Origin of the sequence: Algoriphagus aestuariicola (genome assembly GCF_017254835.1) — a bacterium.
Classification (GTDB): Bacteria; Bacteroidota; Bacteroidia; order Cytophagales; family Cyclobacteriaceae; genus Algoriphagus; species Algoriphagus aestuariicola.
This window is the reverse complement of the sequence record NZ_JAFKCW010000001.1, coordinates 1,585,983-1,610,637: the sequence shown is the minus strand read 5'-3', so window position 1 is coordinate 1,610,637 and position 24,655 is coordinate 1,585,983. Positions and strand designations below refer to the sequence as shown.

Genomic DNA, 24,655 nt, shown 5'->3' with positions numbered 1-24,655 from the left:
ATGAAGAAAGACACTACTCTCCCGCCCAGGTTTCCCATGCGGATATTCCGTGCCTTTTGCGATCCTGAGATTCGGGATAGCATAGAGGGAGATCTGATCGAACTTTATCGCACCCGTGTCAAAGCATCCGGTAGGACAACGGCAAATCTTCGATTTTTCGCGGATGTCGCGCTCCTCTTTCGCCCCGGAATTATTAAGCCCATTGGCCTTCCCACAAACCAAAACCACACCATTATGTTCCGCAATTATTTCAAGATAGGATTTCGCAATATCCTCAAATACAAGACCTTTTCATTCATCAACATCTTTGGGCTAGCTTTGGCCATGTCGATAAGCATGTTGATATTGATGATGCTGGCCGAGCAAAATAGCTCCGACCAGTTTCACGAAAAGAAGGAACTCATCTTCCGAGTCCTCTCCGACTACGAAGGATCAAGAAACCAATATGCTACCTCTCCACAGCCTTTAGCCGCTGAGCTAGCGGAATATCCCGCAGTGGAAACCACCACCAAACTGGTTCCAGCCGTTGGTGGAGACATCACCTTTGAGGAAAAATCAAAAGGAATCAACGGGCACTTTGCGGATCCGGAATTCTTTGAGGTGTTCAGCTTTGAGCTTGAATCCGGTAACCCCAAGTCAGCCTTGGCTCAACCCTACTCGATGGTAGTCAGCCAGGAACTCGCAAGTTTTCTCTTTCGCGACCAAAATCCAGTTGGAAAAACGGTTCAGTTTCTGGATCGCAAGATGAAACTGCCGCAGGGAAGTGACACGACCGGAACGTCACCTTTGGAATGGGGCAACTTTACCATCACTGGAGTGATAGACCAGTCCAAGTATACCTCCCACCTTGAATTTGATGTGTTGGTTTCCAGCAGTACCATGCCCTCCCTTATCTCTGCCACCAAACTTGAAGATCGGCGGGATGACTGGAAGTTTTTCTTCCAAACCTACACCTACGCGCTTCTCAGCGAGGGCAAGCAGCCCGAAGACCTGAGCATTGCCCTAGATGACATCGTAAAGCGTAAAGCGGAAGAGATCAAAGCGGATCATACCGTTGGATTCAAGATGGTCCCGCAAGCGCTTGGAGATGTAGCTCTGGGACTAGTCAACAACGACAGCAAAGCCAGATTGCCGCTACTGGGCTACTATTTCCTGATCGCTCTTGCTCTGGTCATTCTCGCATCGGCATGCCTCAACTACACCAACCTATCGATCGCCAGAGCATTGACACGGGCAAAAGAAATCGGCATAAGAAAAGTCACCGGAGCACTCCGCAAAAACCTAGTCGTGCAGTTTCTGAGCGAATCTATCCTGACGGCCCTTTTGTCTCTGGTCATCGCCTTCATTCTCTTGCTGGTTCTGGTGCCTTCATTTAAGGGACTTTGGGTAAACCAATTCCTGAACTTCAAACTTCCCTTCGTTCCTTCCCTTTTTGTAGGCTTTATCCTGCTGGCAATCATCGTAGGGATCCTTGCTGGTATCTACCCAGCCCTCTTTTTGTCCGGATATCAGCCAATCAAAGCATTGAAGAGTCTGTCCGACCTCGGAGGTTCGGGCAAGTTGCGGCTTCGCAAATTCCTGGGGGTATCTCAGTTCGTGGTTTCACTCTTTTTTATTACGACATCAATCCTGATCTACAGTCAGTTTAAACACTACATGGCCTTCGACTACGGATTCAAATCCGAAAACATCGTCAATATTTCTCTTCAGGGAATGGACCACCAAAAGGTTCGCAGCCAATACGAAAGCATCTCCGGCGTGTCGACCATCTCGGCTTGCGACATCATTCCCGCAACCGGTATCAACAACAACAGCGAGGTGCGAGTGATGGGCGATGTTTCCGACTATCGATCTGTCGGGCTTCTCCATGTGGATCGGGCTTTCCATGAAAACCTGGGAATTGAATTGGTTGCAGGATCTGGATTTTCGGAAAATGAGCAATTGGCCCAGACCCAAATCATAGTCAATCAAGCAATGGTCAAAGACTTAGGGCATTCCTCAGCTGATGCGTTGGTCGGGTTGCAATTTGAATCCAAGTGGGGTGGTCCGCTGCTGACTGTGGTGGGTGTGGCGAAGGACTTCAGATATAAGCTTTTGCTCAATGAGGATGAGATCTCACCCATGATGATGAAATACAATCCAGGTGAGTTTCAATACCTGAATGTAAAGGTCGCCTCTTCCGATCTGATGAAGACTGTGGCAGCCCTTGAGAGCCAGTGGAAAGAACTGGATCCAGTGCACCCATTTTCCTATCAATTTCTGGATGAAGAGATCGAGGCTACGCACCGGGGCATTTTTGACGTGGTGTCTATCCTCGGCTTTATTTCCTTTCTTGCCATATTCATTGCTTGCCTCGGCCTATTGGGCATGACCACCTACACCGCCGAGCGAAAAACCAAAGAAGTGGGAATCCGAAAATTTCTGGGTGCAGACAGCTTTAGCATCACCCTTCTGCTGAGCAAGGGTTACCTGCAAATGCTGGCAATATCCGTAATCCTGGGCGCGCCCTTGAGTTACTTTATCAATAAGCTTTGGCTGGAAAATCTTCCAAACCGAGTCGAATTTGGCCTCGGGACGATCGCTTTGGGATCATTGGTGCTGTTGCTTTTGGGGGCGCTTACCATTTCCTCGCAGACCGTCCGAGTCTCCAGAGCAAAGTTTGCCGATACCTTGAAGGTGGATTAGCCTTAAGGTGCTGGTAACACAGCGTTTCAATCAAATTCGGTATAGGAAACAACTTCAATCCTCGAAGCCTTTCGGACTCTTTGAGAGCCATTCTTTAGAAATCCATGAGACGCTTTAACAAAAAATCCCGGAGCGATCGCCCCGGGATTTTGCTTTTTGTATCTCTATTTTTAGATGAATCGATTGATCAGGTTTTCGAAGTATTCCTGCTTGCCACTGATCTGAGCTGGCTCACCGGATGCAAATGCATGGCTTCTCAAGTCTTCCAGCGTCAGCTTGCCTTCTTCGAAATCTTTCCCTTTTCCCGCATCATAGCTCGCATAACGAGTCTTTCTTCTTTCCAGGTAGTCGGACTTTTCCATGATATCTGCAGCGATCAACAAGCCTCTTGCAAAAGCATCCATGGAACCGATGTGGGCCAGGAACAAATCCTCTGGATCGGTGGAATTTCTACGGATTTTGGCATCAAAGTTCACCCCTCCTCCTTGCAGACCTCCAGCGGCCAAAATCACCAATTGTGACTCGGCAAGTTCTTGAAGGTTTAGCGCAAACTGATCGGTATCCCAACCGTTTTGGTAATCACCTCTGTTGGCGTCGATGCTGCCCAACATCCCTGCATCGGCAGCCGCCTGTAACTCGTGCTGAAAAGTGTGGCCCGCAAGCGTGGCGTGGTTTACCTCGATGTTGAGTTTGAAATCCTTATCCAATCCGTAGTGGCGCAGGAAGCCGATCACGGTTTCAGAGTCGTAGTCATACTGGTGCTTGGTCGGTTCCATTGGCTTAGGTTCAATGAAGAAAGTGCCTTTGAATCCGTTTTTGCGCGCATAGTCACGGGCCATAGTCAGGAATCTCGCAAGGTGATCCTTTTCACGCTTCATGTCGGTGTTGAGCAAGGACATGTAGCCTTCCCGGCCACCCCAGAAGACGTAGTTTTCACCACCCAGCTTGATGGTCGCATCAATCGCATTTTTCACCTGAGTTCCGGCGAAGGCCAGTACATCAAAGTTTGGATTGGTTGAGGCTCCATTCATGTAGCGAGGGTTGCTGAAGACATTGGCAGTGCCCCAAAGCAGCTTCACCCCTGTCGCCTTCTGTTTTTCCAGCGCGTAGTCAGTGATGATTTTCATACGTTCCTCGTATTCCTCTAGCGTCACGCCTTCATCGATCAAATCGATGTCATGAAAACAGTAATATTCTACCCCGATCTTGGTAAAAAACTCAAAAGCCGCGTCCATTTTATCTTTCGCGCGCTGGATGGGATCCGCACTTTCATCCCAGGCATGTTTGATGGTGCCGGGGCCAAAAGGATCCGCACCAGTCGCGCAGAAGGAATGCCAGTAAGCAATGGCGAATTTGAAATGTTCCTTCATCGTTTTGCCTGCTACGACACGGTTTTCATCGTAAAAACGAAAGGCTAATGGGTTTTCACTTTCTCGGCCTTCAAACTTGATTTTGCCGATGTTTGGAAAATAGGTCTTGGACATAGTTTAATTGGTTATTTAGGTAAAATAGGTTTGTATGTTTTTATCCGGCGATTCCGGATTTTAATATCTCGTTCAGTTTGGTTTCCCAATGAAAATACGCATCCATATATGGCTGGCTAAATATCGGATTTGGTTCCAGCGTTTCCAGCAACTCCAAGCCGGAAAAAGCTTCTGACTGCGAGGAAAACACCCCTGCGCCGATTCCGGCACCCCTAGCCGCGCCCTGAGCCCCATCGGTGTCGTACAATTCCAAATTTACCTCATTCATCTGAACAAACGTCTTTCTGAACAAAGGACTGAGAAACATATTTGCCCGACCGGCCTTTACGGTCTTGAGGTTCATACCCATATCTTTCATGATTCGGAATCCATAGGTCAGGGAGGCGACTATCCCCTCCTGTGCTGATCGCACCACATGCTTGCGGTCATGCTTCAGGAGATCGAGTCCGAGTAGATGAGCGCCTACGGGTTTGTTTTGCATGATTCGCTCGACTCCGTTTCCAAAGGGGATAAAGACCAAACCCTCTGAGCCTATAGGTGCACCGTTGCCGATGGAGTTCATCTCCTCATAAGCGATCCATTTCCCTCCCATTACCTTCTTTAGCCAAGAGTTTAGGATGCCGGTTCCGTTTACGCAGAGCAGCACACCGTAGGAAGGCTTTTCGGCAGAGTGGTTGACATGGACAAAAGTATTGACCCTGGAGTGTGGATCGTAGAGCGGGGTATCGCAGACGCCATAGACGGTCCCTGAGGTACCCGCTGTGGTTGCAAGCTCTCCCGGTTTTAAAACTTGGAGTGAAAAGGCATTGTTGGGCTGGTCACCCGCACGATAGGAAATCGGTACGCCTGCCTCCAATCCCGTCTCCTTGGCCGCAGCCTCGGTCACTTTTCCTTGTAGGGAAAAAGAAGGAACGGCATCCGGGATCCAATCCATGGGAATTTCCATCTGCTTCAGGAGCTTTTCACTCAGGCCATTCTCCTTGAAATCCCAAAAGATCCCTTCGGAAAGCCCAGTCTCCGAGGTGAGGATTTCCCCGCTCAGTTTCATCGCGACAAAATCGCCCGGAAGCATAATCTTATGGATTTTGGCAGCTATATCGGGCTGGTTTTCAATGACCCAACGGAGCTTGGATGCCGTAAAATTACCGGGAGAATTCAGCAGATGGGGCAAGCAGTAATCTTCACCGAGACCTTTAAAAGCCTTTTCGCCGATACCCACGGCTCGGCTGTCGCACCAGATGATGGAAGGCCTGAGGACATTATGGTCTTTGTCGACGCACACCAATCCATGCATTTGATAGGCGATTCCTATTCCTTTGAGTTCCCCTTTTTCTACCGTGGCTTTCTTAAGAACATATGCAATGGTGTCTTTGGCATATCTCCACCACATGTCGGGATCTTGCTCCGCCCAGCCGGTTTCAGGTGCGTCGATCCCCATTTCCTCCTCGGGAAATGCCTTGGAAGCAATGGATTTTCCTGTTTCTGCATCAAGTAGCGAAGCTTTGACAGAGGAGCTTCCTATGTCAATGCCCAATAGTAATCTTCTCATTCTTTTTTACCAGAAAATAGTGTAAAGTGCCGCGATGATACCCGCGATCAGGATAGCGCCAATCTTAAATCCAGTACTGGTTTTGAAAAGATCGGCATTGATATCGATGCTGTTAGGATGGTCTTTGCCTTTGCCCTCCGCCAAGGAGATGATGATCATCAAGGCTGCCAATACCAGAAATACGACACCCATTCGATCAAGGAACGGCAAGTCCGGGAATACAATTTTTAATACTATTGAAAGGGGAATACTCAATCCTGCTCCAACGAGAGCCGCATTAGAGGTTGTTTTCTTCCAAAAGACCCCAAAAAAGAAAATCGCAAATACTCCTGGGCTGATAAATCCGGTATATTCTTGGATGAACTGAAAAGCCTGATCCAATTGTCCCAGTGCAGGTGCAACAATCGCCGCAATGACGAATGCTACTACCGCGGTGATCCGACCTACTTTCACGTGATTTGCTTCAGAGGATCCTTTACCGAAATACTTGCTGTAAATATCCATGGTAAAGATCGTCGAAGTGCTGTTGGCCATGGAAGCCAGAGAGGAAACGATTGCAGCAGTCAAAGCGGCAAATGCCAAGCCTTTCAAACCAACTGGCAAAACTTGAAGTAAAGTAGGATAGGCACGGTCAGATTTGATAATTCCGGTCGCTGGATCCTGCATAGAGCTGATGAATCCGGCGTCAAGCCCATTGTTAACGATTACCAAAGCTGCAATCCCTGGGATAACGACAATTAGAGGCATCAGGAGCTTGAGAAAGCCCGCAAAGATCATCCCCTTTTGTGCTTCATCCAAGCTCTTGGCGGCCAGTGCCCGCTGTGTGATGTACTGGTTAAATCCCCAATAGCTCAAGTTGGTGATCCACATCCCTCCGATCAATACCGACAGGCCGGGAAGATCAAGATAGGCATCTCTGGTACCGCCCTTACCATCTGGGATCATCATCTCACCCTTGCTCAGAATCATGGAGAAATGTCCGGGAACTTCCTTGCGAAGGATTCCCAGGCCTTCCCAAGCGTCTCCAGCGCCTACCATTTGCAATGCGATATAGGTAGTGGCAAGCCCTCCAGCGATGAGAAACACTACCTGGATCACGTCCGTCCAAGCCACTGCCTTCAAGCCTCCGTAAATGGAATAAATCATGGCAAAAAGGGCTAGACCGATGATCCCGTAGACCATAGGAACATTGAGGATGGTATTCAAACTGAGCGCCCCCAGATATAACACGGAGGTCAGATTCACAAAGACGTAAAGTAAAAGCCAGAAAACAGCCATGGTCGTCCTAACCCGGGTGTCGTATCGGTCTAGGAGGAAGCCCGGCATGGTGTAGATGCCCTTTTTGATATATACGGGCAGGAAAAAGATCGCCACTACCAGCAGGGTCGCCGCAGCCATCCACTCGTAGGTGGAGATCGCCAGGCCGAGGGCAAAACCGGATCCGGACATGCCGATAAACTGTTCGGCGGAGATGTTGGAAGCGATAAGGGAAGCTCCTACCGCCCACCAAGGGAGGGCTTTCGAAGCCAGAAAGTAGTCGGAGGAGTTTTTGACGTGGCCCTTTTTCTCCCGGGAGACAAAGATGCCCATTCCTATAATCAGGAAACAGTAGCCAAAAAAGACAATGAGGTCAATGGGTTCTAGCAGCATGTTAGAGCTTAGGTTGGTGGTTTTGGGTAATGTTGAGAGCTTTTAGTTTAAATTTTACAAATTAAGGTCGATAAATATAAGGGTTTGGTCGAAAGGTCTCAGCAAAAAAATCGGAGAGCTCGGATTTATTCAAAAATTTCCAGCAAAGGCTCCCATAGCTCGGTAGAAAATTCCATCGAATCGATTTTTTCCAAATAACTAATACCCGTCACATTAGAAACCCAGACTTGATCAGCGCCCAAAAGTTCGTTTGGCCGGAATACACCTTGGGTGACCATCCTAGGCACTTTCTCCATGATAGCCCTCCTGGCCACGCCTGCTATACATCCGCATTCCAATGCTGGAGTAAATACCTTCTTGCCCTTTCTCCAGAAAATATTTGATGAACTCGCCTCTGCCACCTCACCCTTGTGATCGGTCAAAATCAGCTCATTCAGCTTCCGCTCCTCACGCTCCTGAGCGGCTAGCACATAGGGCAGCGCGTTGAGGGTCTTGCATGGACTCCAGGGAAAAGGAAAAAGCACCACCTGTTCAGAAAATGAAGTCTTGGGTTTTACTTGAGGCGAAGGAGAATATACCTGAATATGCAAAGTCTGCACTGCGTCATTGGATATGGGAGTGTATTTTCCCGCGCCGGTGCGGAATACATTCCAACGTATTCGAAGTCTTTGCCCTGGATACACTTCCTTGATCCAATCCTGTAAAGCCAAAAACCGCGATCCAAATCCAGCTATCTTCAGCATGCGCATCCCCCGCTGGAGCCGATCAATATGATAATCAAAAAAGCGGATTTTTTCCCCGTCAAACACCATCGTTTCAAACAAGCCATCGCCAAAATTCATGGCGCGATTGGGAACAGGAAACTCGGAAGCTGGGAGCCAGGTGGAGGTTGGAGAATCGAAAACGTAAACTGTATCAGTTTCGCTCATAAAAGTGTTCAAATTCGATCAGATATTGTAATTGTTCAGAAAAGAAGGTGTTAAAAGTAGTAAACAAAAGCACCTTAACGCCACCAAAATGCCGAAACAATACAAAAAATAACTTATTCTTGAGTCAGGAAAAGTGTTAGCACCAAAATTGGACAAGAAGTCGCCATGGCAAACAAAAGCAGTGTATTTGATATGATAGGTCCGGTGATGATCGGCCCCTCATCGTCTCATACTGCAGGGGTCGTTAGAATCGCTCGAGCAGCCATACGAGTTCTGGGCGGAATACCAGAGGAAGCTTCCATCACCTTTTATAATTCCTTTGCCAGAACCTACGAAGGCCACGGCAGTGACCGGGCGATATTGGGTGGATTGATGGACTTCAAGACCGACGATTCCAGAATCAAAAATGCGCTGGAAATCGCTGCTGAAAGAGGCTTGAACTACAAATTCAAATCCATAGGAAACTCCTCCATCCACCATCCCAATACGATTAAACTCAACCTCAAAAAAGGAGACAGACAAATCGAAGTGGTGGGCGAAAGTCTCGGCGGAGGCGTGATCAATATTGCCGAAGTCGATGGATTCGTCGCCAATTTTTCGGCCCAAAACCATACGCTGATTATCAAAGCCGAGGACATCTCCGGAGCCATTGCTTTTATCTCGAGCGTCATCGCCCAAGAAAAGACCAATATTGCGACCATGTCGGTCTCTCGCAAAGGTAAAAACGACGTTGCCTGCCACGTGATTGAAATGGATTCGGGAATCCGGGAGATCACGACCAGCTATCTCAAGTCGCTTCCCTGGATTTCCCAACTGATTTACATTCCCGATATTGACCTTTAATCACAAAAACCCCGGCAAAACCAACTAATACTTATGAGAAAGATTTTTACGCTAGTATTGTTTTTATGTGGACTTTCGGGTCTTACCAATGCGCAGCAGGAAGTACCCCCAGGCCCCTACGACCTTCAGACCGCCATAGACATTGCTTTGGAAAACAACCTGACTCTGAAGCGTACCGAACTAAACCAGGAAATCACAGAGGCAACGCTACTACAAAACAAAGGGCAGCGCTACCCCTCCCTTAGTACTGGATCCAGCTATGGGGTGAGATGGGGTCGCTCCATCAACCCGGTAACCAACCTCTTTGAAACAAACAGGATTGGTAACGTCAATTTCTCGGCAAGCTCCAATGTACCGCTCTTCCAAGGGATGAGGATCAACAATTCAATTGCCCAAGCCAAAACTGACCTGGAGGCGGGGTTGTACAATCTGGAAGCTACCAAAAACGACATCACGCTCAATGTTATCAACTTGTTCATCAACGTGGTATTCAATCGCGAACAGGTGAAGATCGCGGAAAACCAACTTGCGACAACTACCGAGCAGATGACCAGAACCAAAAAACTGGTGGATGCGGGCTCATTGCCAATGTCCGACTATTTGGATCTTCAGTCCCAGAATGCGACCAACCAATTGGAGGTGATCAACGCCCAAAATAGCTACCGAAGCGCCAAGCTGAACTTGGCCCAGGCCATGCAAATTCCCTTTTCCGACGATTTCAGCGTCATCGAGCCGGAATTTGAAATGCAGGAGGGACTGATGGCTGCTGAGACAAGCGAGGAAATCTACGAAACGGCAGTGAACATCATGCCTGAGATCAAGGCGGCAGAGGCGAATGTGCTCAGTGCTGAGTATCAGGAAAAGATAGCAAAGGGCGCCTTCTACCCTTCTTTGGGAGTAGGCGCCAACGTATTCACCAACTATGTGGACCAAGTGTTTGGCATGGACAGACCGGAGTTTTCCCAACAGTTCAAAGACAACCTTTCCCAAGCTTTGAGCTTCAACTTGAGCATTCCAATCTTCACCAATTTCAACAACAAGTCGAGCCTACAAAGAGCTCGAGCCCAAACGGCCATTCAAGAAGTGGCTGAGTTGGAAGCCAAAAACCAACTTAGAATTGATATCGAGACTGCATACAACAGCGCGCTTGCCGCGGATCTTTCCTACAAGGCTTCCGTCACCAGAGTGAATAGCCTACAAGAGACCTTCCGTATTGCGCAGCAGAGATTTGATCTGGGCGCTATCAACTCGGTCGATTTCCAAGTGGCCCAAAACAACCTGTTCAACGCGCAGGCGGACCTGCTAAACGCAAAATACACCTACATCTTCAGAGTAAAAGTTCTTGATTTTTATCTCGGTAACCCCATCAACCTCAACTAAACCATGGCTACTAAAAAGTCCAACAAACTCCTTTATTACCTGCTGGGCGCAGTGGGACTCATCATTGTCGTCGCGATCATCGGCAGATCAGCCGGATGGATCGGTGGCGCCAAAGAAACCGAAGTGGAATTCGCCACCGTGAAAAAAACTTCCATCATCGAAAAAGTAAGCGCTTCCGGTGAAATCCAACCAGAGGTGGAAGTCAAACTTTCCCCGGACGTCGCAGGTGAAATCATCGAACTCAACGTAGCCGAAGGCGACTCCGTCGAGCTCGGAAAGCTGCTGGTGAAAATCAGACCCGACAACTTCATCTCCGCTTTGGAAAGAACCCGCGCTAACCTCAACCAGCAAATGGCAAATCTTTCCCAAACAAAGGCTGCCCTTCAGCGTTCCGAAGCCCAGTTTACACAAGCAGAACTCAATTTCAACCGTCAGAAGACGCTCTATGAGCAAAAAGCCATCTCTGATGCGGATTTTGAAACCGCCCGTGCAAACTACATCTCGGCGGAAAAGGACCTCGAGGCAGCCAAGCAGAATGTCATAGCCTCCGAATTTATCGTGAAAAGCTCCCAGGCTTCCGTGAACGAAGCCTCAGAAAATCTCCGCCTCACCAACGTGAATTCTCCAGTTTCTGGGATTGTCTCCAGCCTTTTGGTAGAGAAGGGCGAACGAGTCGTCGGAACCCAGCAAATGGCCGGTACGGAGATGATGACCATTGCGGATCTATCCAAGATGGAAGTGCGGGTGGATGTCAACGAAAACGATATCGTTCGTCTCAGTTTGGGAGATACCACGCTGATCGATGTGGACTCCTATTCCGCATTGGGCAAAAAGTTCAAAGGTATCGTCACCAGCATCGCCAACACGGCGAATACCAAGGCTTCAGCGGATGCCGTGACCGAGTTTAAGGTAAAAATCAGGATCCTCAACAGCTCCTATGAGGATTTGGTAAAGCAGGGAAATAAATACCCGTTCCGTCCAGGAATGACGGCTTCGGTAGAAATCCTTACGACATCCAAAAATGACGCCTTGGCTATCCCACTTGCTGCGGTCACCACGCGTGAAACCCAAGTGGACACCTTGGCAGGCGGAACGACCAGAAACAAGGAACTCGTATTCGTCAGCGAAAATGGCGTAGCCAAGATCCGAACCGTCAAAACAGGAATCTCCGATTATGAAAACATTGAGGTGCTGGAAGGCCTAAAAGAGGGTGATGAAGTGATCTCTGGCCCCTATTTCGTAGTCAGCAAAGAACTGAAAGAAGGAGACCTTGTAAAGAAAATGGGCTCCGAACCAAAAGCAGGTGCCCCAGGATCAAATTGAGTTAACCACTAATAGCCAAAAGCCCGTGTCGAGTTTCCGACACGGGCTTTTTCCTTTGTTGGCTTTTGCTGCGATACAGAAAGCTTTGAGAAAGCTGAAGAAAAATCGGAGGGCATGCGTTTGTTCGTCCTTCGTAGCCCTTCGGGACCTAGGCTCGGTAGTATATTTTTCTAGAGGATAGTAAATCTCAAACCCAAAAATCCCCTGATCCCCTGATTTGGAGCGAAGACGTAAGTCGGGTCGAAAGTCAAGGCTTTGGGATTTTCAGGGGTCGGTATTACCTGACCTTGCCCGTCGAAAACTACATTTTTGTCGAATGGATCGAAAGCACGAGCAATGCTGTTAGCTGGAGGTGTGAAGTTCAGCAGATTTTTCACCCCACCATAGACTTCCCACTTTTCGCCAAGAGCCTTGGTCAATTGGATATTCTGGATACTCCACCACGGTGAATATTCCGCGCGGTCGTCCAATTCCCCCAATAGCGGCAATCGCATCGGACTGTACACATTTCCTGTGTAATCCACTGAAATTCCGATTTTCCGAAACTGATATCCGATCGTCCAAACTCCCGAAAATCGCTCTGTCAAGAGCTGACGGACTTTCTGACCATCATCCTCCAAACTTACGTCCATCAAAGTCGCTCCTGCCAAAACCTTAAACCCGGAGTTCCAGGCGGCATCGAAATTCAGAGAGATTCCCTTAGAAACTGCACTTCCATCCAAATTGGCGTAGATGATCTGGTTGGGATTGGTTTCATAGTCCGGCACAATCCGGTTGGTGAAGTAAGTGTAGAAAACCGAACCGTCAAATCCAAAGTAATTGCCGCGGTCTGAATAGACCTTTTTGACCAGATTCAGGTTGGTATTCCAACTTCTTTCAGGGGCAAGTTCCTCCGCAAACACAACCTCTCTGGCACCCGTCAATGCGGCATGGTCTTCGGTAAACACATTCGCTACCCGGAAACCATTTCCAATAGATAATCTAAAAACCGTGCTTTTATCTTCGGAGACCAGTTTATAATTCAGCCTTGGAGACAAAATATTTCCGTGCAAGCTGTTGTAATCGTACCGAATCCCACCTAAAAGGCTTTGATTCTGGGAAATCTTAAATTCATTTTGGGCGAAAACTCCTGGCAGGTGAATCTCCGATGGAAAATTCTCGGTGCCGTTTTGTGCAGTGGCCGGAGTGTTGTCATCATAATAAGTATAGCGATAAGCAGCACCTAAAAGCAGGTTATTTTTTCCGGCTTCTTTCATCCAAGTCAGCTGCCCAAATGCGATTTTCTGATCCGCAAAGTAGGGAATGTCTCCATAGAAGGAATCCTGCTTATGGCCATTGAGGGAATATTGAAAATTCACCAAGCCTCTTACCGGCAATTGATAAGTCCCAAAAGCCTCCCATCGTCGGGTTCGGATGCTTTCTCCATAGATTTTATCTCCTCCCCGATCCTGCTCGGTCCATTCCATTTGACCTCCCCAGCGATCCTCATTTACATAGCGGCCGGCCATGGTAAATACCCGCCCGGCTTTTCGCTGAACCTGGTATTTTTGAAACAGGGAAAACCTTTTTTGCAAGGTGAGGTCGGTAAAGCCATCTCCGTTATTGTCAATTGGATGATCATACCAAAAGAGATTCAATCCGGTGAGGGACTGAACAGATTTTCCAAAGGTACTTTTCACCCCCAAATCTGCATTGACCTCTCCCCAACCCGTAACGAAAGCATCCGCCGCCAAAACCGGCGCAACCTCCGTCCGCTTGGTTATCACATTGATCAACCCGCCCACTGCTTCCGAACCATACAAGGTCGACGCGGGACCTTTCACGACTTCGATCCTGTCTATCAATGACTGGGGGATTCCGGTCAAGCCATAAACTGTCGCCAATCCGCTGACAATTGGCATCCCGTCAATCAGGATCATGGTATAAGGTCCTTCCAAACCATTGATGTGAATATCTCCGGTATTGCAGACGTTACAGTTGATTTGAGGCCGAACGCCGTTGACATTTTGGAGAGACTCAAATAGTGATGGCGTTGGATTTGCTTTGAAAAAAGCTGCCCTGTAAACCTCAACCGGTACAGGACTGTCCAATTTTGAAACTTCCTGCATGGTACCGCTGACGACGACTTCATCCAGACTTCCGTCCAGTTCCTTGAGTTCAAAGGTAAGTTTGGTTTTTGTATCTGGAATTTTAACCTGAATACTTTCTGTCAAAAAACCAATTCTTGAGACCTGGATTTGGTAAGAACCTGCAGGAATATCATTGATTTGAAAAAAACCCAGACTATCAGTCACTCCTCCTTTACCAGTTCCTTTGAGAATCACATTTGCAAATTCCAGAGGTTGTGAATCCACCAAAACTTGCCCCTCCAGGCTGTGCTGGGCAATACTTTCTCCGATATAAATAAATGTGCAAAGGAAAAGTAGAACAAATTTTGACATGAATCAGATGAATTAGATTTACAAAAGTAATAAGTTAGATCGGTCTAACAAATTTGTTTTTATAATAAAACCTATTGTATTTTTGGGTGATCAGATAATCAACCCAAGTATGGCTTCCTCCACCGAAGAGAATTACCTCAAAGCACTTTTCAATCTTTCCAATTCTTTGGGAGAAGTTAATCTCTCCGAGCTGGCCCATGGTCTTCAAGTCAGTCTTCCCACAGCCAACAGCATGGTGAAAAGCCTTCAGAAAAGCGGCTGGGTGAACTATGAAAAATACAAACCTTTGATTCTGACTCCTGAGGGTCAAAAAGAGGCAGCGCTGATCATCCGCAAGCACCGGTTGACTGAGATGTTTTTGGTGAAAAAGATGGGATTTGGATGGGAGGAAGTACATGAAATTGCCGAACAGGTCGAGCATATCCATGCACCAAAGTTTTTCCAGAGAATGGATGAAATGCTGGGTTTTCCCACCATAGATCCGCACGGATCACCGATTCCGGACAATCAGGGTAGAATTCAGGAATTTTCATATGTCCCTCTTTCTTCCTGTAAACCCGGACAGACAGTCCAACTCACTGCTTTGACCAATTCCTCAACGGAATTTTTGGAGTTTTTAAACAGTCGTAAACTGGCCTTGGGAACTCAGTTGAAGGTTTTGTCGCGCGAAGCCTATGACCTCAGCTTGGTAGTCAGTTATCAGAATCATCCCCAAGAGACCTTGAGTGAAAAAGTGTCGGAGAGGTTGTTGGTGAGAGTATTGGATTGACGTAATTGGCCCGTAGTTAAATCCTCGGGAAGGTAGAAATTACACTTCCTGTATCCAAAAAGTCCATCCTTCCGGCTAGCTTAGAGTTCTTTTTTTATCCCGATCCCATGAGCAAATTGAAATTCCTCTTCGCACTTTTAGCCGGAATGCTGGTGTCTGTTGTATCTTTTTCCCAAGACCGAGTCACGGGAAAAACCTTCACCACCCGATCCGAAGTCTTGGCCCAAAACGGAATGGCTGCCACGAGCCAACCCCTTGCCACACAAGTTGCTTTGGACATTTTGAAAAAGGGAGGTTCGGCCATGGATGCCGCCATCGCTGCCAATGCGATGCTGGGCTTGGTGGAACCCAATGCCTGTGGAATCGGAGGCGACGTCTTTGCCATCATTTGGGATGCTAAGACCAAGAAACTCTACGGTTTCAACGGTAGCGGAAGAGCTCCGGAGAGTCTCACAATGGAGGTTTTCAAGGAAAAGGGATTGAATTATGTTCCCTTGCTTGGTCCATTGCCTGTCTCTGTTCCGGGTTGCGTGGACGGCTGGTTTGAGATGCACAAGCGCTTTGGGAAGCTCTCTATGCAGGAGATCCTCCAACCTTCCATCGATTATGGAACCAACGGCTTTCCGGTCTCAGAGGTGATTGCCTGGCAGATGGATCACATGTGGCCGGAGATGCAGGGCATTCCAGGTTTCCGCAAAACCTACATGCCGAATGGCAAAAACACTCCTAAAAAAGGTGAAATTTTCAAGAATCCCGACCTCGCCAATACCTACGCTTTGATAGCCAAAGAAGGAAGATCGGCTTTCTATGAAGGAGAAATCGCTCGGACGATTGACCGGTTTATGAAAGAAAATGAGGGCTATCTCCGCTACGAAGACCTACAAAAGCACTCATCGGAATGGGTGGAACCCGTCAGCACCAATTACCGGGGCTATGATGTATGGGAACTTCCGCCAAATGGTCAAGGGATTGCTGTGCTTCAAATGCTCAACATCCTCGAAGGATTTGATATCAAGTCCATGGGCTTTGGAAGTGCGGAATACCTCCATGTGCTCACGGAGGCCAAGAAACTGGCTTTCGAAGATCGAGCAAAGTTCTATGCTGATCCGGCATTCAATCAAATCCCAGTCGACCTACTGATCTCCAAAGCCTACGCCGAGGAGCGCAGAAAACTTATCGATCTGAACAAAGCCGCTCTTTCCTATCCTGCCGGAGATATCGAAAAGGGCAACACCACCTACCTGACCGTTGCGGACAAAGACGGAAATATGGTTTCCCTTATTCAGAGCATTTACGATGAGTTTGGATCGGGCATGGTGCCGGATGGACTAGGCTTTGTCCTGCAAAATCGCGGACAACAGTTCAATGTCCAAGATGCAAATCACTGGAACTCCCTGGCCAAGGGAAAGCGACCCTTTCACACGATCATTCCGGCATTTATCACCAAGGATGGAGATCCTTACCTCAGTTTTGGCTTGATGGGAGGATCGGTGCAACCTCAAGGACATACCCAGATTGTGGTCAATCTGATAGATTTTGGCATGAACCTGCAGGAAGCGGGCGATGCTCCGAGGATGAGGCATAACGGTTCGTCCGAACCCACCGGATCGCAGATGACCAATGGAGGTTCGCTCAACCTGGAGAGCGGATTCGACTACGAAGTCATCCGCAAACTGGAAGAAATGGGCCACCGCATCGAGTACAGCATCGGACCTTACGGAGGATACCAAGCCATCTATTATGACAAAGTCAGGAAAGTCTATATCGGCGCCTCCGAATCAAGGAAAGACGGACAGGCAGCGGGGTATTAAAGCTAAGAAGCCATTTAGTGGAAATTAGATAGCTTTTTTAGTTTCTGAGATCAGGTAATTCGGACGAAAGTATTAATTTGGCCTAAAAACAAAGGGAGGATTTTCTCATTTAAAACTCCCTGTCTTCCATCTTTGAATTGAAAAATAACAAGCTACAAACATTGGCTTATTTGCCAAAACAAGGAAAATAGACAGTATAAGTGAATGAAAAAAGGAGTGGCCACAATTGAAACATGACAACGAATAGAAAAATAGAACTTCTCCAAAAAATCTTAAATAAAACGGAGAAGATCAAAGTGGAATCAAGCTCCGATCCTGATTTTAAGACTTGGAAGAGTTTGACAGAAAGAACATTAATAAAAGTATTTGGGGCAGAATCTCATGAAATCAGGGAATTTGAAAAACTTTACTTTTTCTATAATCCAGGAATTTGGGTCGGGGGAATGGATTACTCAGTTAAAGATCTAAGAGAGTTTAGAAAGGATTTGAAAATTGCCAAAGATTTAATAATAAACTACATAGATGAATTCAAAGAAGATTTAAATGGGGAAGATGAACCATCTAATGAAACCAAAGGGATTTCTTCAGTTAATAAAGTCTTTATCAGTCATTCATCAAAAGACTCGGAAATAGTTGAAGAATTAATCGACATACTCGAGACTATAGGACTCGATAGTACCAGTATTTTTTGTACTTCTTTTGGTGAATATGGAATCAGTTTCGGAGAGAACTTTCTTCAACGAATTAAAAATGAATTAACTGAAAAAACTCTGGTGCTTTTCCTTATTTCAGAGAACTTTTACTCAAGTCCAGTTTGCCTATGTGAAATGGGGGCAACTTGGGTTCAGTCAAAAGAACATATTCCAATTCTTATTCCTCCCTTCAGATTTGATCAAATCGAAGGAGTAATTCCATTAACACAAGGACTTTATATAAATGACTGTATTGGACTAAACCTTCTAAAGGATTTACTTGAAGAAAAATTCATCATTGAAGACAAAATAAAGTTTGCAAACTGGGAACGCAAAAGAGATAGAATTCTTAAGCGTTTAGATGAAAAAATAAATTAACTCTGGCCAACTATTGTTGAGAAAACACAGGGCACACTTGTAAAATCAAAAGCACCAGTTGATCACCTAATGTCAAGGCGACCCAATCCCACTTAGCGTAGTTTATACGTTTGTCTAATCATAGTTTGTAAAACACCTTTATATTACTACCAATTTTCAATTAGCTGAAATCCAAACATCTTTTTAATTTATAATTAAACACAAATTAATAAACGCAATATTTAATTTTCAATTTTATAACAAATCAACAGTAACAAATGGTCAAATTTCTAAACACAACCGGAGTTTCCTATCATCTTGAGGAATTAATAAAAAGGACTTCTGATCGGTTAATATTAATCAGTCCCTATTTGCAATTCCACAAGAGAATAAAAGATCATATTCAAAACTTAAATATTCAAAAAAGAGATATCAGAATAGTATATCGAGAGAGCAAACTTCAATTAGAAGAAAGCAATTGGTTAGAAAGTCAGGTTGGAGTTAGAACAAGTATTTGCCCAACTTTACATTCCAAATGTTATATCAATGAGAATGAAGCAATTGTAACTTCAATGAATCTGTATTCTTTTTCTCAACAGAACAATGATGAAATGGGGATACTCGTAAGAAAAGAAGATGATCCAGATTTATATAAGGACATTTACACTGAAGCTACCAGATTGTTAACAATTAGTGAGGAGATAAGAGTTTCAGTAACCAAAGTCGAAAAAAAACCTTCCGAGCCAAAAATTGAAATAGAATCATCTTTAAATGAAAGAGTCAAAGATTATTCAAAAACTAGCCTTAAAACCACGAAAGAATTGTCGGAAATAACTGGATTGAGTAGTCGAAAAATCAATGAGTGTCTATCTGATAATAAACTGATGTACAAAAAAGAGGAAGATTGGATTGCTACAAAAAAAGGGATTGAATTAGGAGGAATTTCGAAAGCCGGGCAGTATGGTAAATTTATCGTTTGGCCTGAAGAGCTCGCCAAAGAAATAAAGTAACCTACTCTCGGAGCAGACAAATTATCATTGGACTAGGGTGTAGTTGTAAACTACACCCTAATATCCGAGACTGTTCAAATAACTGTGTCAAAATTTAAACCATTAAATTTTGACTATGAAAGAAGACAAAGAAGAGTTTGATTTCAAGGCTTTTGCCAAGCAAGCCGGAGATGCGCTTCGCTCAGGCAAGCCATTGGCGGGTAAGGATGGAGTTTTTACCCCGTTATTGAAAATGATCATCGAATCGGCTCTTGAAGGAGAGTTGGACGATCATCTGGTTGGAACCCGAAAAGCCGGCAAGAATAGGCGGAATGGGCATGGAGCCAAAAAACTTCAAAGCTCGTTGGGCGGCTTTGAAGTTTTGGCTCCCCGGGACCGCAATTCCAGTTTCGAACCACAGATCGTGGAGAAGCGACAGCATAAGATCAGTTCTGACATTGACCATCAGATTATTGCCCTGTTCAGCCGGGGGATGAGTTATCGGGACATTCAGGATCATGTTGGAGAGATGTATGGGATAGAAGTTTCTGAAGGGACTCTGACAGCAATTACCGACAGGATTTTCCCACAGATATTAGCCTGGCAGAATCGTCCTTTGGAGAGCCTGTATCCGGTGATCTGGCTGGATGCGATGCACTTCAAAGTCAGGGAAGACGGAGCGGTAAAGACCAAGGCGGTTTACTCCATCCTTGGAGTAACTACCCAAGGAGAAAAAGAAGTGGTAGGAGTCTATTTTGGGGATCATGAATCCAGCAAATTCTGGCGCCAGGTACTCCACGAACTCAAGCAGCGGGGTATTGAGGATATCCTGATTGCCTGTATAGATAACCTGAACGGGTTTGCTGAGGCCATTGAAGATGTTTTCCCCCAGACTGACGTTCAGCTCTGTCTGGTTCACCAGATGCGCAATTCGATGAAATGCATCAGTGAAAAAGACATGAAACCGATGGTCAAGGATCTGAAGAAAATCTACAAAGCCGATAATGAAAAGATGGCGCTTCATTACCTGCAAGAAGCCGAAGGAACCTGGGGGAGTAAATACAAGGTGGTTTTCAAATCATGGCATCGGAACTGGGACAGGCTGACCAACTTCTACAAATATCCTCCCCAGTTAAGAAGGCTTATCTACACGACCAACCCAATTGAAAGCTACCATCGGATGGTCAGAAAAGTCACCAAAACCAAAGGTGCATTCAGTTCGGAAAATGCGATCTTGAAACAGATTTACCTGGCATCCATGAATGCACAAACAAAATGGAACGGAACCATATTCGCCTGGCCATCTATTCGGAAAGATCTAATTGCTTACTTCGAAGATCGATTTAACCAAACTGACACAGTTTAGTGAACACCCCCCACTGAGTGTAGTTTGGACGTTTTCCTAGGCGTAGTTTGAAACTACGCCTTTATATCAATACCAATTTGCAATTGGTTAAGTCCTCATTCTAGGCTCCACAACAGCCCAACTCCCCTTCTGGACTTAGACAAATTATTATCCAGAATAGGTATAGTTTGTAACTACACCCTACTATTCTACCCTAGCAATTAATATCGAAATCTTCTATTTAAAAATTAGAAAAATATCATAAAGTTTACCATGAAACTCCATAGAAAAACATTGCTGTTATTTATTTTCATGATCACAGGATTTAATTCAATAAAATGTCAAACCAGAAATTTTCAAGGTGACACTCAGACCGAAATGAATTCAAACGCAAGTAATGAGTATTCAGCAAGTCTCGAAAAAATCCAAAAAGCTTTTGATGAGGCACCCCCGACTGAGCGTAGTTTAGACGTTGCCCTAGGCGTAGTTTGAAACTACGCCTTTTTATTCATACCAATTTGCAATTGGCTAAATCTCCAATTGGCCGTAGACAAATGATAATCGGGACTAGATGAGTTTGTAAAACAACCTCCTATCCTAACCAATTTTCAATTTGGCGAATCTTCTACCTGCCAGCCAATCACCAATTCCTCAAATCTCCAAGCCGATCATCTTCACCTTTTAGCCTGGGCATTTCAGTTAAGAACTGATAATTATGTGCTTTGAGGTGATAATTATGGGTTCCGAGCCCCTTTGGGGTCTTTATTTTTTCTACCCCAGAATTACCCTATTTCAAAACAAGGTTTGGAAAAAAGCCGGGTTTAATTTTTAACTTTTGAAAATTAACAAAACCCAAACCACTATGAAAAACCTTTTCACCTTACTCTTTTTCATGTGTACAGTTTTGCCATCCTTCGCCCAGATTAATGCGAAATTGATGCGCTACATGGACGTCTCCGATACGCATATTGCCTTTGTGTTTGGAGGAGATATCTGGACAGTTCCCAAAGAGGGAGGCATGGCCATCCAATTGACAAGTTCGCCCGGTGAAGAATCATGGCCGAGATTTTCCCCTGATGGAAAATCCATCGCATTTTCAGCGAGCTATAATGGCAATCTTGATGTATTTATGATGCCGGTTACCGGTGGCGTACCTACCCGGGTGACGTACAAGTCCTTCCCGGACCGCATGATCGACTGGCATCCAGACGGGAAGCAATTGCTCATCGGGTCGACTGGAGAATTGGGCGGAAGAAGGTTGTTGAACCAGTTTTTTCTAGTCAACAAAGAAGGTGGATTTCCTGAGAAGTTGCCTGTGCCTTACGGCGAATTGGCAAGTTTTTCACCTGATGGACAGCAATTGGCCTACATCACCAAAATCACTGAAAATTATCCTTTCAAAAGAATCCGCAGCGGCAACAACTCTGATATCCTGATCTATGATATGGCTTCTAAAAAGGTCGAAAATGTCACCAACAGGATAGCTATTGACGGCAAACCTGCCTGGTCGGGCAATACGGTCTATTTCCTTTCGGATGAAAACCCCGATATGAGACTGAATATTTGGTCTTATGATACCAAAACCAAAGCTTTGACACAGCTGACCACTTTCAAGGATTTTGATATTTCCTATCTATCCGCAAGTGAGAAGGAATTGGTATTTGAAATGGGGGGTGACCTTTACCTCATGGACTTGGCTACCAAAAACTACAAAAAAGTAGATGTCCATGTGGTCAGTGACCTTTCGGTAGAAATGGCCCAACAAAAAGATGTGAGCAAAAACATCACCAATATGACCGTTTCCCCTGATGCCAAAAGGGTTGTTTTTCAGGCAAGAGGCGAGCTGTTCAATGTCCCTTCGAAGGAAGGCTTCACTCTCAATATGACCCAATCAAGCGGTGCTTTGGACCACAGTCCGGCTTGGTCTCCTGACGGCAAATCTATCGCCTATTGGAGCGACCGTTCAGGTGAATATGAAATATACCTTCAAAATACCCAAGGCAATCAAGAAGCCAAAAAACTTACCGACCGAAAAGGTGGGTTTGGATATACCCTGCATTGGTCTCCTGACAGCAAAAAATTAGCTTTCATTGATGAAAAGCATGATATCTCAGTGGTAGATGCCGTCTCGGGACAGATCAAAAAAGCAGGAAATACCCATTGGGTAATTGGACACGGGGGAGCGCCGGGATTCCCGATCTCTTGGTCTCCGGATTCTAAGTTTGTTACATTTCCGATAGGACTCGAAAATGCGAATACGGCCATTTTCATCTATGATGTAGAAGGAAACAAATTGACTCAGGCGACTTCAGGTTATTATTCGGATGATTCACCGGTGTTTAGTAAAGATGGGAAATACCTCTTTTTCCAGACCAACCGGAATATGGAACCTGTTTACTCAGCTTTGGGTGACGGTACATGGGTGTATCCCAATGCGACCCAAATCGGGGCAATCAGCTTGAGCAAATCTGTGGCTTCCCTTTTGGCACCAAAAAATGACTCCATTACGGTAGTTGAGGAAAAGAAGCCCGACGAAAAGAAACCGGAAGAGAAGAAATCCAATGGCGTTCAGGTATCCATTGATTTTGATGGATTGGAGTCTCGAGTGGTCATCCTTCCTGTCAAGCCAGGCAACTTTGGGAAGATGACAGCCATCGACGACAAACTGGTTTTTATGAGATATCCTCGAACCGGCTCGGGAGACAATGGCTCAACTTTGATGTTTTATGATATCAAGGAGAGGGAGGAAAAAACCATTTTGGATAAGGTGAACAATTATGAAGTATCTGCTGACGGCAAATCCATTTTGATTTCCAGCAATGGACAATTTGGGATCATCGCTGCAAATGCCGGTCAAAAAATGGAAAAGCCGATCCCTACCAACGGACTTGTGATGAATTGGGTGGCTAGGGAAGAATGGAATCAGATTTTCAATGATACTTGGAGACGATACAGGGATTTCTTCTACGATCCCAATATGCAGGGAGTGGATTGGGAAGATATGAGGAAGCGTTATGGAGCCTTGATCAAAGATGCCCGAACCCGCTGGGACATCACCAACATCCAATCCAACATGCAGGCAGAACTTGCCGCAGGACACACGTACACCAATGGCGGTGATGTAGAATCAGTGACCCCATTGATGACAGGATTTCTTGGAATCGAGTGGGCAAAAGACGGAGACCGATATAAGATCAAGAGGATTGTAAAACCCGCTGCCTGGAATACCGAAGTAAGGTCGCCTTTTGACAGGTCTGGTGTCGAGGTGAAGGAAGGGGATTATATCCTAGCTGTCAATGGCATCAAACTCGATCCAAACAAAGATCCGTATGCGGCATTTGAAGGTTTGAGCGGAAAGACAGTTTCCTTGACGGTCGGGCAGAAAAGCGGCAATTCGGAATCCAGCAAAGACGTGGTCATCACCTGTCTGACTCCTGCTGAGGAGGGAAATCTCCGGTATCTGGAGTGGCTTGAAAACAACAGGAAGTTAGTCGAAAAACTTTCCGACGGACAGCTTGGCTATGTCTACATGTCCAATACAGGAGGTGACGGTCAGCGTGAACTGGTCAGCATGTATTATGGCCAACTGGACAAAAAAGGATTTATCATCGACGAAAGATTCAATGGCGGAGGGCAATTGGCAGACAGATTTTTGGAATTGCTTCAAAGACCTGTAACCTATAACCTTCATTGGAGACATGGCCGTGACCATACCAACCCGATCAAAGCCAATACCGGCCCGATGGGTATGCTGATCAATGGTTGGGCAGGATCCGGCGGTGATGGACTTCCTTGGGCTTTCAAAGTGTTGAAGGCAGGACCGATAGTCGGTGAAAATACACTTGGGATTTTGGTTGGACCGGCTACGGGACATCAGTTGATAGACGGTGGAGGAATCACTGTACCGGACGCTAGACTCTATGACAATGCCGGACACTGGTTTTGGGAAGGAGAAGGTGTAAGCCCTGACATCGTCGTATGGGATGATCCCAACCTGATGATGCAGGGGCGGGATCCTCAGATGGAAAGAGTGGTGCAAGAAGTATTGAAACTCATTCCTTCCCATCCATCTACCATGACTCCTGCTCCTGCTTATGAAGACAGGACGGCAAAAGGAATGAAGAAGAATTAAATTGTATCTGTCAATCCCAATTCCCCTACTTGGTGTAGACAAATGATAGTTAGGACTGGGTGCAGTTTGAACGTTTACCAAGGCGTAGTTTTTAACTACGCCTTTTTATTAATACCAATTTACTATTGGTTAAGTCCCCAGGCGAAGATGTGATGCCTCAACTCAAGAAATTCATTGCGGACCATCTGATCGGTTCAGCATCAGAGGTAGTCAGACTGAACAGATGTAATCTCTTTTTTGGGTGAAAACATTTTTACTTGACAGAATCAAATCGAT

General features: G+C 45.9%; 15 protein-coding genes. 10 read left to right on the top strand and 5 right to left on the bottom strand.

Annotation, left to right across the window (positions count from 1 at the left end):
• Positions 1 to 2,685: an ABC transporter permease gene (locus J0A67_RS06750; RefSeq protein WP_206568498.1), complete on the top strand. Its 2,685-nt coding sequence runs from the start codon at positions 1 to 3 to the stop codon at positions 2,683 to 2,685.
• Between the two features lie 170 nt (positions 2,686 to 2,855).
• On the opposite strand, the gene xylA is transcribed toward J0A67_RS06750, so the two are convergent.
• The 4 genes from xylA to J0A67_RS06730 all read right to left on the bottom strand — a co-directional run bounded on the left by xylA (position 2,856) and on the right by J0A67_RS06730 (position 8,297).
• Positions 2,856 to 4,169: a xylose isomerase gene (gene xylA / locus J0A67_RS06745; RefSeq protein WP_206568497.1), complete on the bottom strand. Its 1,314-nt coding sequence runs from the start codon at positions 4,167 to 4,169 to the stop codon at positions 2,856 to 2,858.
• A 40-nt stretch (positions 4,170 to 4,209) separates the two neighbouring features.
• Positions 4,210 to 5,718 (bottom strand): xylulokinase, encoded by a 1,509-nt coding sequence (locus J0A67_RS06740; RefSeq protein WP_206568496.1) that lies wholly within the window; start codon positions 5,716 to 5,718, stop codon positions 4,210 to 4,212.
• 6 nt (positions 5,719 to 5,724) lie between these two features.
• Positions 5,725 to 7,368, bottom strand: coding sequence for a sodium/sugar symporter (locus tag J0A67_RS06735; RefSeq protein WP_206568495.1), 1,644 nt, complete (start codon positions 7,366 to 7,368; stop codon positions 5,725 to 5,727).
• Between the two features lie 125 nt (positions 7,369 to 7,493).
• The gene (locus J0A67_RS06730; protein WP_206568494.1) at positions 7,494 to 8,297 is read right to left on the bottom strand and encodes an aminotransferase class IV; all 804 of its coding nucleotides are present in this window, start codon (positions 8,295 to 8,297) and stop codon (positions 7,494 to 7,496) included.
• Between the two features lie 165 nt (positions 8,298 to 8,462).
• Here J0A67_RS06730 and sdaAB point away from each other — a divergent pair, with 165 nt between their 5' ends.
• The 3 genes from sdaAB to J0A67_RS06715 are packed head-to-tail and all read left to right on the top strand — an operon-like array spanning position 8,463 to position 11,843.
• Positions 8,463 to 9,140, top strand: coding sequence for an L-serine ammonia-lyase, iron-sulfur-dependent subunit beta (gene sdaAB / locus J0A67_RS06725; RefSeq protein ID WP_206568493.1), 678 nt, complete (start codon positions 8,463 to 8,465; stop codon positions 9,138 to 9,140).
• A 33-nt stretch (positions 9,141 to 9,173) separates the two neighbouring features.
• A complete protein-coding gene (locus tag J0A67_RS06720) occupies positions 9,174 to 10,520 on the top strand; it encodes a TolC family protein (RefSeq protein ID WP_206568492.1) in 1,347 nt (448 codons plus the stop codon).
• 3 nt (positions 10,521 to 10,523) lie between these two features.
• Positions 10,524 to 11,843, top strand: a complete 1,320-nt coding sequence (locus tag J0A67_RS06715; protein WP_206568491.1) for an efflux RND transporter periplasmic adaptor subunit — start codon at positions 10,524 to 10,526, stop codon at positions 11,841 to 11,843.
• A 170-nt stretch (positions 11,844 to 12,013) separates the two neighbouring features.
• Here J0A67_RS06715 and J0A67_RS06710 read toward each other — a convergent pair whose 3' ends face one another.
• The gene (locus J0A67_RS06710) at positions 12,014 to 14,284 is read right to left on the bottom strand and encodes a TonB-dependent receptor (RefSeq protein ID WP_206568490.1); all 2,271 of its coding nucleotides are present in this window, start codon (positions 14,282 to 14,284) and stop codon (positions 12,014 to 12,016) included.
• 109 nt (positions 14,285 to 14,393) lie between these two features.
• On the opposite strand from J0A67_RS06710, the gene J0A67_RS06705 reads away from it, so the two are divergent.
• From J0A67_RS06705 to J0A67_RS06680, 6 genes are all read left to right on the top strand, one after another.
• On the top strand, positions 14,394 to 15,053 hold the full coding sequence (locus J0A67_RS06705) for a metal-dependent transcriptional regulator (RefSeq protein ID WP_206568489.1): 660 nt from the start codon (positions 14,394 to 14,396) through the stop codon (positions 15,051 to 15,053).
• 107 nt (positions 15,054 to 15,160) lie between these two features.
• Entirely contained in the window at positions 15,161 to 16,864 is a 1,704-nt protein-coding gene (gene ggt / locus J0A67_RS06700) for a gamma-glutamyltransferase (RefSeq protein ID WP_206568488.1), read from the top strand.
• Positions 16,865 to 17,097: 233 nt separating this feature from the next.
• On the top strand, positions 17,098 to 17,934 hold the full coding sequence (locus J0A67_RS06695; protein ID WP_206568487.1) for a toll/interleukin-1 receptor domain-containing protein: 837 nt from the start codon (positions 17,098 to 17,100) through the stop codon (positions 17,932 to 17,934).
• 257 nt (positions 17,935 to 18,191) lie between these two features.
• Positions 18,192 to 18,923 (top strand): phospholipase D family protein, encoded by a 732-nt coding sequence (locus tag J0A67_RS06690; protein ID WP_206568486.1) that lies wholly within the window; start codon positions 18,192 to 18,194, stop codon positions 18,921 to 18,923.
• A gap of 115 nt (positions 18,924 to 19,038) precedes the next feature.
• The gene (locus J0A67_RS06685) at positions 19,039 to 20,268 is read left to right on the top strand and encodes an IS256 family transposase (protein WP_206568485.1); all 1,230 of its coding nucleotides are present in this window, start codon (positions 19,039 to 19,041) and stop codon (positions 20,266 to 20,268) included.
• Between the two features lie 841 nt (positions 20,269 to 21,109).
• Positions 21,110 to 24,379, top strand: a complete 3,270-nt coding sequence (locus tag J0A67_RS06680) for a S41 family peptidase (RefSeq protein ID WP_206568484.1) — start codon at positions 21,110 to 21,112, stop codon at positions 24,377 to 24,379.
• Positions 24,380 to 24,655 lie beyond the last annotated feature (276 nt).

Coding starts and splice junctions, on each gene's coding strand:
- J0A67_RS06740 (WP_206568496.1), bottom strand. CDS start 5,718: ATGAGAAGATTACTATTGGGCATTGACATAGGAAGCTCCTCTGTCAAA.
- J0A67_RS06690 (WP_206568486.1), top strand. CDS start 18,192: ATGGTCAAATTTCTAAACACAACCGGAGTTTCCTATCATCTTGAGGAA.
- sdaAB (WP_206568493.1), top strand. CDS start 8,463: ATGGCAAACAAAAGCAGTGTATTTGATATGATAGGTCCGGTGATGATC.
- J0A67_RS06735 (WP_206568495.1), bottom strand. CDS start 7,368: ATGCTGCTAGAACCCATTGACCTCATTGTCTTTTTTGGCTACTGTTTC.
- xylA (WP_206568497.1), bottom strand. CDS start 4,169: ATGTCCAAGACCTATTTTCCAAACATCGGCAAAATCAAGTTTGAAGGC.
- ggt (WP_206568488.1), top strand. CDS start 15,161: ATGAGCAAATTGAAATTCCTCTTCGCACTTTTAGCCGGAATGCTGGTG.
- J0A67_RS06695 (WP_206568487.1), top strand. CDS start 17,098: ATGACAACGAATAGAAAAATAGAACTTCTCCAAAAAATCTTAAATAAA.
- J0A67_RS06750 (WP_206568498.1), top strand. CDS start 1: ATGAAGAAAGACACTACTCTCCCGCCCAGGTTTCCCATGCGGATATTC.
- J0A67_RS06730 (WP_206568494.1), bottom strand. CDS start 8,297: ATGAGCGAAACTGATACAGTTTACGTTTTCGATTCTCCAACCTCCACC.
- J0A67_RS06680 (WP_206568484.1), top strand. CDS start 21,110: ATGAAAAACCTTTTCACCTTACTCTTTTTCATGTGTACAGTTTTGCCA.
- J0A67_RS06705 (WP_206568489.1), top strand. CDS start 14,394: ATGGCTTCCTCCACCGAAGAGAATTACCTCAAAGCACTTTTCAATCTT.
- J0A67_RS06685 (WP_206568485.1), top strand. CDS start 19,039: ATGAAAGAAGACAAAGAAGAGTTTGATTTCAAGGCTTTTGCCAAGCAA.
- J0A67_RS06710 (WP_206568490.1), bottom strand. CDS start 14,284: ATGTCAAAATTTGTTCTACTTTTCCTTTGCACATTTATTTATATCGGA.
- J0A67_RS06720 (WP_206568492.1), top strand. CDS start 9,174: ATGAGAAAGATTTTTACGCTAGTATTGTTTTTATGTGGACTTTCGGGT.
- J0A67_RS06715 (WP_206568491.1), top strand. CDS start 10,524: ATGGCTACTAAAAAGTCCAACAAACTCCTTTATTACCTGCTGGGCGCA.